We start from the raw sequence: 12514 nt of genomic DNA on the forward strand, positions 1-12514 counted from the left end.
TGAATCGGTAAAGGTAGCTGCTGTTACATAGCCAACACGGGCTACATTACCGTCTTTTTAACCATTAAGGAGACCATATTTACCCCTTTTCCTGTTTCACCTTTTGTTCACCTTCACTACGTCTTCCGTGCACTATTGTTGCTTAGCTTTTGGACGCGCGGCGGATCTGTCGCGAAGATTCAATCGTCCAGTTGGAGGATTTCCCCGTGAAGATCAAGCGGCACGGTGCCGCATTCGGCGTCGTGGCTGTAGGCGCACTGCTGCTCGCCGCGTGTGGTACCGACAACAACTCGGGTTCGTCCGGATCCGCGAACTCGAGCCAGCCGGCCAGCAGCATCAACTGCGCCGGCGGCACGCTGACCGCGGCGGGATCGACCGCGCAGTCGAACGCGATGTCCCAGTGGGTCAAGACTTACGAGAACAAGTGCAACGGCGCGACGGTCAACTACCAGGGCGGCGGCTCCGGTAAGGGTGTCCAGCAGTTCCAGCAGGGCACGATCGACTTCGCGGGCTCGGACTTCCCGCTGTCGTCTTCCGACCAGCCTGCCGCCGACTCCCGGTGCAAGACCGGTCCCGCCATCGACCTGCCGATGGTGCCCGGCCCGATCGCCGTGGGTTACAACGTCCCGAACGTGACGCAGCCGCTGAACCTTTCGGCGAGCACCCTGGCCAAGATCTTCAGCGGCAAGATCACCAACTGGAACGACCCGGCGATCGCCAAGGACAACCCGGGCGTCACGCTGCCCAACCTCGGCATCCAGACCTTCCACCGGTCCGACGGTTCGGGCACCAGCTACAACTTCAGCAACTACCTCGCCAACGAGGCCAAGGCCGACTTCCCCTTCCCCGCCAACAAGAACTGGCCGGCGCCGGGTGGTCAGGGCTCGAACGGCACCCAGGGCATCGCCCAGGGCGTGAAGAGCACCCCGGGCGGTATCGGCTACATGGAGCTGTCGTTCGCGACGCAGAGCCAGATCCCGTACGCCAAGGTGGGCAACGCGGCGGGCAAGTTCGTCGAACTCACCACCGACAACGTGAAGAACTTCCTTGCCAAGGCCAAGGTGACCGGGTCCGGGCACGACCTGAAGCTCGACTTCGACTACACCAACGGTGACGCCGACGCCTACCCCAACCTGCTCGTGACCTACGAGATCGTGTGTGCCTCCGGCAACGACAGCGCGAAGCTGCCGCTGCTGAAGAGCTTCCTGTCCTACCTGGCCAGCCCGGACGGGCAGAGTCCGCTGGCCGGTCAGGGCTACGTCCCGCTGCCGACCGAGCTCGCGACCAAGATCACCGACTCGGTCAACTCGCTGAGCTGACCGGCGCCTGTTGCGGGCCCGGCGCGCCAGGCACGGGCCCGCAACAGATTCCTCCCTTTCCGCGACCGAGGAGTTCATCATCACCACCGCGCGCGCCGGAGCAGGCGTCACGAAATCGCTCACCCATGGGCCGTCGCACCGGGGCGACCAGATCTTCCGCTGGGTGGTCCGCGCCGCGGGCCTGGTCATTCTGGTGCTCCTCGCCGCGATCGCGGTGTTCCTCTTCGTCGAGGCGATCCCCGCACTGACCTCGGACAAGGCGAACTTCTTCACGACGAAAGCCTGGGATCCCGATCAGAGCCAGGTATTCGGTATCGCGGCGCTGGCCTTCGGCAGCGTCGTCAGCTCCATCATCGCGCTCGTCATCGGCGTTCCGATCGCGGTGGCGGTCGCCCTCTACATCGCCCAGTACGCCTCCAAAGCCATCGCCCGGCCGCTCGGGTACGTCATCGACCTGCTCGCCGCGGTGCCCAGTGTGGTCTTCGGCCTGTGGGGCCTGCTCTGGCTCGTGCCGGACCTGATCCCGGTCGGCCAGTTCCTCAACACCTACCTCGGCTGGATCCCGATCTTCGCCTCGACCAACCAGACCTACGGCAAGTCGATGTTCGCGGCCGGGGTCGTGCTCGCGGTCATGATCCTGCCGATCGTGGCCGCCATTTCGCGTGAGGTGTTCGTCCAGACGCCCACCGAACACATCGAGGCCGCCTACGCGCTCGGAGCCACCCGGTGGGAGATGGTGCGGATGGCCGTGCTGCCCCACGGCCGCTCCGGCGTCATCAGCGCCATCGTGCTCGGCTTCGGGCGCGCCGTCGGCGAGACCATCGCCATCGCGCTCGTGCTCTCCGCCAGCAACGTGATCAGCATCCACATCCTCGACCCCGCCGGCGCGACGATCGCCGCCAACATCGCCAACAAGTTCGGCGACGCGGGAGGAATCGGCCGCAGCGCGCTGATCGCCTCCGGTCTCGTGCTCTTCGCGATCACGCTGATCGTCAACTTCGGCGCCCGCGCCGTCGTTCGCCGTTCCAGCAGGGAGAAGAAAGCGTGACCTCGGCATTGAACACTCCGCTGACCACGCCGGCACTGCAGCGGCCGCGGCTGCCCCGGTACGCCCCCGGGCTCACCGCCGTCGGCGCCATCGGGCTGACGAGCCTGCTGTTCTCGCTGACCGCGCTCCACGGCTACGCCGGGTTCGTCATCGTCGCCGCCGTCGTGTACGTCGCCGCCCTCACCGCGCTGTCCGCCGCGGTGGAAGGCAAGCGGCGCGCCAAAGACCGGCTGATGACCAACATCCTGCTCGGCGCCGTCCTGTTCGCCCTCCTCGCGCTCGTCGGTGTCCTCGGCTACACCATCTACCGGGGCCTGCACCGGTTCGACCCGGTCTTCTTCGGCCATTCCATGCGTGCGGTGGCCGAACAGGATCCCGACGGCGGCGCCTATCACGCGATCATCGGCACGCTGGAGCAGGTCGGGATCGCCGCCGTCATCGCCACCCCGCTGGGCATCCTGGTCGCGATCTACCTCGTCGAGTACAGCACCGGCCGACTCGGCCGCGTCGTCAGCTTCCTGGTCGATGTGATGACCGGTCTGCCCTCCATCGTGGCCGGCCTGTTCATCCTGGCGCTCTGGGTGCTTCTGCTCGGCCAGGGATATTCCGGCTTCGCCGGCTCACTCGCCCTCGTCGTGCTCATGCTGCCCACCGTGATCCGCTCCACGGAGGAAATGCTCAAGCTGGTACCGGACAGCCTGCGTGAATCGTCCTACGCCCTCGGGGTGACGAAATGGATCACCGTGGTACGGATCGTGCTGCCGACGGCCACCGCGGGCATCGTGACCGGTGTGATGCTGGCGATTTCGCGTGTCGTCGGCGAAACGGCACCGGTGCTGCTCACGGTATTCGGGAGCCAGTCCATCAACTTCAACCCGTTCAACGGCGCCCAGGCGTCGCTGCCGCTGTTCGTGTTCACCGAAGCGGGACTGCCCAACGACACCGCGATCGACCGCGCCTGGACCGGTGCGCTCACCCTGATTCTTGTCGTCCTGGTGCTCAACCTCGTCGCCCGTACGGTTGCCCGATTCGCCAGAGTTCGCAACTGATCGTCGCGAAAATCAATTTGTGCCAATATCGGACCAACGGTATCAAGCACATTTTCTCGGGTTGACCTGATAGCTGCGCTGAGCTGTACTCGGGACAGTTCACATGCTGATTCCGTGCAACTCAGAGGAATTCGCTCCGATGACCCGAATCCTTTTTGGACACAGCCGGAGGCTGCTGTGATCCCGGCCGGACGAGCAGTGCTCTCACTGGCGGAGCTCACGGCGGTCACCGGGCGTCTGCGCAGTCTGAACGCGCCGAACGAAGGTGGCCCCGGTAGTCCGCTCTACGATGTCGAGCAGGTGATCGCCACGCTTGAGGACCGGCACGTGTACAGCCTCCGCCGAATACGCAAAAGCGCATTCGATCTGTATGCCCGGCGGCGCGCGATCGAATACCTGGCACTCGACGCGGGCCCGAACGCCTTCGAATACGCGGTACGGAAGATCGGCAAGGCCAGTGGAGACACGCGACTGGAAGGGCTCACCCTCTGGTACCGGTCCACTCTCGATTCGCTCGCACGAAAACTCCGTGACCGCAGGGCCCCCGCACCACGCTACGGGCGCCGCAGGACCGTCTACCCCACGATCCGCGCCGGCCGCACGGTCATCAGCCGCGCGGGCATACTCGCCATCGGCAAAACCCTGACTCCGCTGAACGACCCGTGCGAGGGCCGGCCCCCGCTCTTCGACCGTCAACAGGTCGTCGCGGCACTGCGTGGCGAACCGTTGCCGCCCTCGGATACCGGCGGCCCGCAGCCCGGCGATCTCCTGACCGTCGACGAGATCGCGGCCGAAGCCGGCGTCACGCCCGAGGCGGTGCGCCGCCGGCTTCGCCGGCTCTCCGATCCACGCGCCGAGCCGGTCGTCGTCACCGGCATCGAACACCTGCGGCGCAGTGTGCTGGACCTGGTCACGCCGCAGGCGATCGGCTAGCCGCACGAAGGACCAACGCCCCTAGGGCCGCTGCCCTGCCTGGCCGACGATCAGGCCGTGACCGTTGGGGCAGGCATGGGATTGTCGTCGGCTCGGGCCGGCGCCTTGCTGGCCGAGCTGGGGCCGAACACGGTGCCGCAGGAGCGGCAGAACCTGGTGGCACGCCTGGCCGGCACGGTGTGGGCGCCGGTGCCCTGGATGCTGGAAGGCACGATCGTGCTCGAGCTGGTGCTCGGCAAGTGGCTGGACGCGGCGATCGTGGCGGCTGTCCTGATCTTCAACGCCGCACTCGGGTTCGTGCAGCAGGGCCGGGCCGCGGCGGCGCTGGAGTTGCTGCGCGCCCGGCTGGCCGTCTTCGCCCGCGTCTGCCGCGACGGGGTCTGGCAGCAGCTGCCCGCCGCCGAACTGGTGGACGGCGATCTGGTGCATGTCCGGGTCGGCGACCTCGCGCCCGCCGACCTGCGCATCGACTCGGGCACCGTCCTGGTCGACCAGTCGAGCCTGACCGGGGAATCCGTGCCCGTCGAGTGCGGGACCGGCGAGCGCGTCTACGCCGGGGCGACGATCACCCGCGGCGAGGCGACGGGGTCGGTCACCGCGACCGGAACCCGCACCTATTTCGGCCGGACGGCGGAGCTGGTCCGCACCGCCGGTACCAGCGACCATGCCAGCCATGTCGTGCTGCGCATGGTCCGCGTGTTCATCGTCATCGACCTCCTGCTGGCCGGGGCGGCCACGACCTACCTCGCACTGGGCGGTGCCGCGGCCGAGGAGATCGTGTCGTTCGCCGTGGTGCTGCTACTGGCGTCGGTGCCGGTCGCGCTGCCGGCGGCGTTCGCGCTGGCAGGAGCACTCGGTGCGCAGCATCTGGCCCGGCGAGGCATTCTCACCGCACGCCTGCCCAGCGTGACCGACGCCGCGGAGATGGATGTGTTGTGCGTGGACAAGACCGGCACGATCACCCGCAACCGGCTCACCGTCTCGGCGATCGCGGCAGCGGGCGGCACTGGCGAGGACGACGTGCTGCGCCTCGCGGCCGCAGCCTGCGACGAGGCGACGCAGGACCCGATCGACCTCGCCATCCTTCATGCCGGCGCCGACCGAGGCGTCCACATCGGACAACGGGAGACGTTCGTTCCGTTCGACCCCACCACGAAACGCTCCGAGGCAACCCTGGTCACGGGAACTCGCGTAGCCAAAGGCGCGCCCCAGGTCATCGCGGCGCTCGCCGGTCAAGTCCCCGGCGCCGAGGTCGACCGGCTGGCCGCAGGTGGAGCCCGTGTCCTGGCCGTGGCCGTCGCCGAGCCCGGTGGTGACTGGCGGCAGGCCGGACTGATCGCGCTCGCCGATCCGCCGCGCCCCGAGGCCGCCGGACTGATCGACGAGCTCGGCCGGCTCGGTGTGCGCGTCGTGATGATCACCGGGGACAACGCCGCCACCGCGGCCGCCGTCGCGACCGAGGTCGGCATCACCGGTCCGGTCGTGCGTGCCGGCGCACTCGCCGGCACCGGCGGCACACCGGCCGGCGCAGGGGTCGTCGCCGAGGTCCTGCCTGCCGACAAGCACCGTGTGGTCCGGCGGCTCCAGGAAGCCGGCCACACCGTCGGGATGACGGGAGACGGGGTCAACGACGCCCCTGCCCTGCGTCAGGCCGATGTCGGCATCGCCGTCGCCGGCGCCGGCGACGTCGCCAAGTCCGCGGCGGGAATCGTGCTCACCCGCGAGGGGCTCGGCGACATCGTCGAGCTGGTCCGGGAAAGCCGCCGCATCCACCAGCGTTCGCTGACCTACGCGCTCAACGTCAGCGTGAAGAAGCTCGAGGTGCCGATCCTGCTCACGCTCGGTGTGTTCGCCTGGCGGCAGTTCGTGTTCACCCCGCTGCTGATGGCGCTGCTGTTGCTGGGCAACGACGTCGTCAGCATGGCCATCACCACCGACCGCACCGACTACGCCCGCCGTCCCGACCGGTGGGCGGTGCGCAACGTCATCGCCGGCGCCGGCGTCGTCGCCGCCCCCTTGCTCGCGGCCTCGGCCGGTCTGCTGTGGTTCACCCGCGACGTGTGGCCCCATCTCGATCCCGGACAGCTGCGCACGCTCGCCTACCTCACACTGCTGACGAGCAGCCAGATCACCATCTACCTCGTCCGCACCCGGCGGCATGCCTGGACCAGCAGACCGAGTACCCCGCTGTGGCTGGCCACCGCGGCCAACCTCACCGTCGCACTCGTCCTCGCGCTCACCGGAACCCTCATGGCTCCCCTCCCGCCCGGCATCGCGCTGCTCGTGCTCGCGATCCTGCTCGCCGGCGCGAGCGTGGCCGACCTCGTCAAGATCCCCGCGTTCCAGGCACTGGCCCTGCACCGCTTATGGCGCACACCACCGCCCCGCTAACGACGCCGTGTCAGTAGGTGTGGCTGGAGCCGTTGGGTTGTTCCGGCCCAGGACCAGGTGACTGCCAGCCCCATTCCGTTTCGTGTCCTTCGATCACGTGCGGAGCGGTGCCGTCGGTATAGGGCTGGATCTGCATCAGCTGGCCCCACGACTGGCCCGGGTCGCCCTGCAGGTAGCTCGGCACCTCGGGTTCGGCGGCCACTTCGGGCAGCCAGCCGTTGGGCCCGCCGCCGATGTCGTCGGCCACGTCGGCCTCGTCGGCCAGGTGCCCCGCGGTGATGCGATAGGCCGGTACCTGGGCGATGCCGTCGTGCGAGACCATCGGCTGCAGGCAGGGGTAGGCGAACGCGGCCGGCCAGTCCATGTACACCGGCGCGGCGCCGACCCGCTGGGTGAGGGTGGTGAACGTCGGCACCCGTGGCGCGCTGACCGCGACCCAGCCGTCGTCGGTGACGTCGTCGTCCGTGGCCACCACGCGCACCACGGTCGCCTCCGCGGGCAGATCGTCGATCGGGAGGCGTTCGTCGGTCCAGGCACCGTTCTTCGGGTCGGCCGCCGACCCGCTGTTCGTGCCGACACCGCTGGCCAGCACGGTGGAACTCTTCACCACGCGCACCCCCTGCGGGGTCTGCGTACCGAATTCCAGTGCCACGCTGGTCGCCTTACCCGGGGGCGCGGCGACGGCCACCGCCACCTGGGCGCCGGAACGCTGCGTGGGCAGGGCGAACCAGTCGGTGCGCAGCCGGCCGGTGGACACACCGGAACTCGCGTAGCTGCTCCACATCGGCACGGCCGGCGAGGTGAACCCGTGCGGCGGATCGCTCAGCGGGTCCCGGCTGCCGTCCGGACTGGCGTGGAAACCGGTCTGCGTCTTCCCGTTGTCCTCGGGCGGCGGGGGTAACACGCTGTTCGCCGGCAGTGGTCGTGCCACGGGCACGGTCGGCGCGTCGACCGGTTTGAGCACGCTGGCCACCGGGTCCTGCTCCACCATGACGTGATCGGCGAGGTTGCAGGTGTCGTGGCCGAACAGGGTCGCGACGTTCGCGGCGCCCAGGCTGTAGCTGCCCCGTTGCTTCTGGATCGCCTTGACCATGCTGCCCATCTCGCTGAGCACGACCGCACCGCACACCACGACCAGCGACACCGCCCCCAGCTTGAGCGCACGCCCGCGCCGCTCGTCGACCAGCGGCGGCGGCCCGGGTCGCCCGGCACGCACGTTCTCCACGAACGCGAACACCGCCGCGATCGCCGCCGCGGCCAGCAACACGGTGGACAGCTGGAATCCGTGGAACGAGGGCGCCTTGTCGAACCAGGGCACGCCGAGGCCGGAGACGAACCAGTAGGCGTTCGGGCCGGTCGCGGCCAGCGCGGCGACCACGAGCAGGCCCGCGGTGAACGTGGCCCGGTTTCGTTTCGACCGCAGGACCGTGGAACTGACCGCCAGTGCGGTGAGCGCGGCCATCGCCGACCCCACCGCGGCGAAGGCACCGAAGTGGTGCGTCCACTTGGTCGGGGTCAGCGCGAGCAGCAGGAAGAACAGGGCGGTGGTGCCGATCAGCCGGCGTGCGGGGCCGAGTGCGGCACCCGGGATCCGGCTCCGGCGCAGCAGCACCACGAGGCAGGTGCCGGTGCACAGGATGAGCAGCAGCACCGGGAACCGGCGCGCCAGCGACCCGTCCGCGCTGTCGGTGAACAACGCCTGGTAGCGCGTGAGTTCGTCGTACCAGGGTTTGTTGGGCCCGACCGCGGTGCGCAGGCGAGTCGCTTCGAGGATCGAGGCCATCGTCTGGTCGGCGAAGACGACCACCAGGATGAGGAAGCCGGCCGCCGCGATCGGCGCGAGGACCGGCAACCATCCGCCGTCGCGGGCACGGTCACGCAGCAGACGGAACAGGGGCCGGGCGGCGACCAGGAACGGCGCGACCGCGATGAGCCCGGTCGGTGTCGCGCCCAGCGCGAACGCGGCCGCGAGCAGGCCGAGGCACAGCGGCAGCAGCCGGCGGGTGACCAGCGCCCGTTCCACCGCGCACAACGCCAGCAGCGAGCCCAGCGCCGCCCACGGCTCCGGCCGGACACCGTTGTTGTAAGGCAGCCACCACACCAGGAACACCAACGCCGCCACCCAGCTCGCCGCCGGGCTCGCGCGGACCTGCGTACCCAGCCGCGGCATCACCTCCCGGCTGATCAGCAGCCAGCTGATCGCGCCGAGCAGGAACGCGGGCAGCCGGATCCACGGCGGCACGGTGCTGACGTGGCTCATCAGCGCGTAGATGTAGTCGTTCCAGCCGAACGGCGCCTCCGCGACGCCGAACCAGCGGTGATAATTGGTCAGGTAACCGACTTTCCCGGCAACTCTGGCCATGGTCAGGATGTAGCCGTCGTCGGAGGTCACCGGGCCGATGAACACCCAGGCACCGAGCACCCCGAACACGGTGAGATCGCGCCCGGTGAGCTTCCACCACCCGACCGGCGCCCACCGCGGGGCCCGTCGCGCGCGGCTGGCGTCGAGCCGGTTCACCGCGACCAGGCAGCCGATCAAGGCCAGCACCCCGGCCACACCGATCCCGGCCTTCCAGCCGGTCGGCGACGACTGATAACGGGTGTCCGGGGTGATCCGCACACTCAACCCGGCGGTGGGGTCCTTCGCCGCGGCGATGTCGGTGTAGATGCCCAGAACCCGGGGGCGGACGTCTCCGCCGGCGTTGTAGACGGCGGTGCCGGCGACCGTGATCGTGGTGCGCGCCGGGTCGGAGGCCACCTGGACGTCACAGCCTGCCGCGGGAAGTTGCTGGCGAGCCACCTGCTGGCCCCGGCTCAGCGCCGTCAGCATCCCGTTCTGGACCCGAAGCTGCATCCCGACCCCGTCGGCACCGCGAGCTTGCGGGACCGTCGAGAACAGCAGCGCACCGCCCGGCTCCCGCGCCTCGGCCGACCGGATCGTGGCGCACGGCAGGTTGACCCGCATGTCCTGCGCCCAGTAGCCGACCAGCGGGGCGTTGACCGGCCTGGTGTCACCGCCGGACGGCCAGACGATCGTCGCGGTGTCCTGCACCACCGGCAGGAACGGGTACGCCAGCGCGCACGCCGTCGCGAACAGCCCGAGCACGATCGCGAGCCACCGCCACCGCGAAGTCCACCGTCTCGTGGCTGTCGTGGTCTCCGGGCCCGACACGTCCGGATTGGTCACCTCGCCCGAAGTGACCGTAGTTGTGCCACCGACCATCCACATTGCACGAACGCTAGCGCCTTGCCGTGTCACGGTTTTCCCGGGTTCCACCCCGGCGAACTATGTACCGTTGCTCCCGCGATGACGCATCGGCGCCTCGCCGAGCTGAAGGCCATGCCGGCCGACGGCCGCGAGGCCCGATCCCGGTGGCCATCGAGACCCCGCGCGGGCTGCTGGTCGCCGCGCTGCGGGAGATCCCGCAAGAAGTCCGACCACGCCGACGCGATCGTCCCGGCCAGCATCCTGCGGACCGACGTCCACACCGATCGGCCTCTGCCCGCCGACAGCGAACTCGCTCGTGCGGTCGCGGGCCGGTGACCAGGGCCTCCGGGCGCAGCATCCCATCACCCGCAGCCTGGTCAAGAACGACCGTCTCAACGCGGTCGGCTTTCTCCGGGCCTTCGCCGCCATCCCTCGTCCGGGCCCGGCCAGGGACCACTACGACCGGCGCCGCGCACGCGGCAACCGCCACGCCGCCGCGTTGCGGCACCTGTTCAACCGCATGCTCGGCATCGGGGCACGCGCCCGGGACCGCTTGACAAGTTCCATCGGAACGCCCCGGTTCGGTGCAGGCCCTGCGGCCGTTTCGTGCCCCGGGGAGCTCACCCGCCGCTCTCGACACCTTCGGATATGACCTGTGCTACCAGGACTCCCTCGAGGAATTCCGCTAGCTCGCCGGGCGCGTCCAGCGGCAGCACGTGTGCCACGTACTGGTCCGGCCGCACCACGACGACGCAGCCCTGAGCCCGGTCGACGCCACGCAGGTCGAAGACGTCCGCGGCCGGGTCGGGGCAGAACACCTTCTCGTAGTCGGTCAGCCCGAACGTGCCCTTGTGCGGGAGCAGCGCGGGCGGCAGGTCGGCGACGGTCACCGAGCGGTGGCCTTGCTGGAGGATCGCGCGGAAGTCGAGCACGGAATCGGGGTCCGCGCCCGCCGGGGTGAACCGTGCGGCGAGCACGTCCACGCTCCTGGCAAAGGCCCGCAGCCGCGAGTTCGCCGCGGCGGGGTGGGCAGGGTCGGCGAAGGCGTAGAGCCGCCAGGCGCCGTCGGCGCGAGCCGCGTGGCCCAGGTGCATCGGCTTGGCGTCGGCGAGCCGGACGACCGGCGCCGAGTGGAACCGCATCCCGAGCGGGAACCCTGTGGCGAGTTCCTGGCGCGACGACGAAGCCGTGAGCGAGGAAGGTCCATACTGGACGGACACGCCTGCCGTGAACCGGCCCTGCTCACGGAAGTACTGCGGGAACCGTTCGGATTCCTCGTCGCGGCCGCTGAACAGCGTGGTGAACTCGCGGTCGAAGTCGATCAGGCGCTGGGCGACGGCCTGGCGTTCGGTGGAATAGGTGCGCAGGATCTCGGGGCGAGACGTGCCGCGCAGCACGGTGGCGAGCTTCCAGCCGAGGTTCCAGGCGTCGGCGATCGAGACGTTCATGCCTTGGCCCGCCTTGGCGCTGTGGGTGTGGCAGGCGTCGCCCGCGATGAACACCCGCGGGTTGTCGGGGTTGTCGTCGAAGCGGTCGCACAGGCGCTGCCCGATCTCGTACACGGTCCACCAGCCGACGTGCTTCACGTCGATCGTGTACGGGTGCAGGATCCGGTTGGCGACGGCCGTGAGCTTCTCCGGTGTGACCGTGCGGTCGCGCAGCATTTCGCCGTCGCGGTCGTTGTCCAGCTCGATGTAGAGGCGAACCAGGTAGCCGCCCTCACGCGGGATGATCAGGATGCTGCCGTGCTCGGAGTGGATGGCCGACTTCAGGCGGATGTCGGGGAAATCGGTCGTCGCGAGCACGTCGAGCACGCCCCACGACTGGTCGGCGGCCTCGCCGCGCAGTTCCAGACCCATGGACTGGCGCGTGGCGCTGCGCGAGCCGTCGCAGCCGACGACGTAGCGGGCGCGGATCGTCGAGGTCTCCCCCGTCGGTTCGAAGTCCTTCATGTGCTGCAACGTCACGGTCACCGGGTATTCGGCGGCCGGGTCGGGGTCCACCTCGACGTCGGTGACATGTTTGCCGTAGCACGGTTCGGCGCGGGTGGCCGACCGTCGCATGTGGTCGCGCAGGTAGCTGAGCATGCGGGCCTGGTTCACGATCACGTGGGGCATCTCGGACAGCCCCTCCTCGACGTCGTCGATGCGCCCGGTCCGCACGATGCCGTCGTCGCCGGAGCGCCAGAACGTGACCTCGTTGACGCGGTATCCCTCGTGCACGAGGCGGTTGGCGAGCCCGAGCGTCTCGAACACCTCGACCGTGCGGCACGCGACGCCGTCGGCCTGCCCGACCGCGAGCGGCCCGTCGCGGCGATCGACGACAACCGTACGCAGCTCCGGGAACTGCGCGAGCTGCGCGGCCAGCAGGAGACCGGCGGGACCGGAGCCGACGACGAGCACGTCGGTCGTCTCGGGCAGCTCCGCCGTGCGGCCGGCGACGGACGGGTGCGGCTGCTGCACGAACGGGTCTCCGGGCCGGTAGCCGTCGAGGTAGAACTGCACTGGGGGCTCCTCTGCGTGGGGGACTCCACCATCTTCGGCACACCAGACTCGAGCAGAACAGG

Annotated in this window: 7 protein-coding genes and 1 pseudogene; 6 read left to right on the forward strand and 2 right to left on the reverse strand. The window is 69.4% G+C overall.

Annotated elements, in window-relative coordinates:
• Nucleotides 1-206: 206 nt before the first annotated feature.
• The 5 genes from pstS (at nt 207) to HFP15_RS15720 (ending at nt 6740) form a co-directional block, all read left to right on the forward strand.
• Nucleotides 207-1319 (forward strand): phosphate ABC transporter substrate-binding protein PstS, encoded by a 1113-nt coding sequence (gene pstS, locus HFP15_RS15700; protein WP_168516143.1) that lies wholly within the window; start codon nt 207-209, stop codon nt 1317-1319.
• Between the two features lie 10 nt (nt 1320-1329).
• Nucleotides 1330-2367, forward strand: a complete 1038-nt coding sequence (gene pstC / locus HFP15_RS15705; protein WP_210717324.1) for a phosphate ABC transporter permease subunit PstC — start codon at nt 1330-1332, stop codon at nt 2365-2367.
• Nucleotides 2364-3416 carry a phosphate ABC transporter permease PstA gene (pstA, locus tag HFP15_RS15710; RefSeq protein WP_168516145.1) on the forward strand — a complete coding sequence of 351 codons (1053 nt, stop codon included), beginning with the start codon at nt 2364-2366 and terminating at the stop codon, nt 3414-3416. The genes pstC and pstA overlap by 4 nt, the downstream gene beginning before the upstream one ends.
• Before the next feature lie 300 nt (nt 3417-3716).
• The gene (locus tag HFP15_RS15715; RefSeq protein ID WP_168516147.1) at nt 3717-4349 is read left to right on the forward strand and encodes a hypothetical protein; all 633 of its coding nucleotides are present in this window, start codon (nt 3717-3719) and stop codon (nt 4347-4349) included.
• A gap of 57 nt (nt 4350-4406) precedes the next feature.
• Entirely contained in the window at nt 4407-6740 is a 2334-nt protein-coding gene (locus HFP15_RS15720; protein WP_210717325.1) for an HAD-IC family P-type ATPase, read from the forward strand.
• Between the two features lie 10 nt (nt 6741-6750).
• On the opposite strand, the gene HFP15_RS15725 is transcribed toward HFP15_RS15720, so the two are convergent.
• Complete coding sequence (locus tag HFP15_RS15725; protein WP_246271732.1) at nt 6751-9969, reverse strand: arabinosyltransferase domain-containing protein; 3219 nt, start codon at nt 9967-9969, stop codon at nt 6751-6753.
• 134 nt (nt 9970-10103) lie between these two features.
• Here HFP15_RS15725 and HFP15_RS15730 point away from each other — a divergent pair.
• Nucleotides 10104-10272 (forward strand): annotated as a pseudogene (locus HFP15_RS15730) (IS110 family transposase); the annotation flags it as partial.
• 296 nt (nt 10273-10568) lie between these two features.
• Here the strand turns inward: HFP15_RS15730 and HFP15_RS15735 are convergent.
• A complete protein-coding gene (locus HFP15_RS15735; RefSeq protein ID WP_168516149.1) occupies nt 10569-12452 on the reverse strand; it encodes an FAD-dependent monooxygenase in 1884 nt (627 codons plus the stop codon).
• Nucleotides 12453-12514: the final 62 nt, after the last annotated feature.

Origin of the sequence: Amycolatopsis acididurans (assembly GCF_012328925.1) — a bacterium.
Taxonomy (GTDB): domain Bacteria; phylum Actinomycetota; class Actinomycetes; order Mycobacteriales; family Pseudonocardiaceae; genus Amycolatopsis_E; species Amycolatopsis_E acididurans.

What these genes read in the sequence shown, in the direction of transcription:
- HFP15_RS15725 (WP_246271732.1), bottom strand. Translation starts at nt 9,969, where the DNA reads ATGTGGATGGTCGGTGGCACAACTACGGTCACTTCGGGCGAGGTGACC.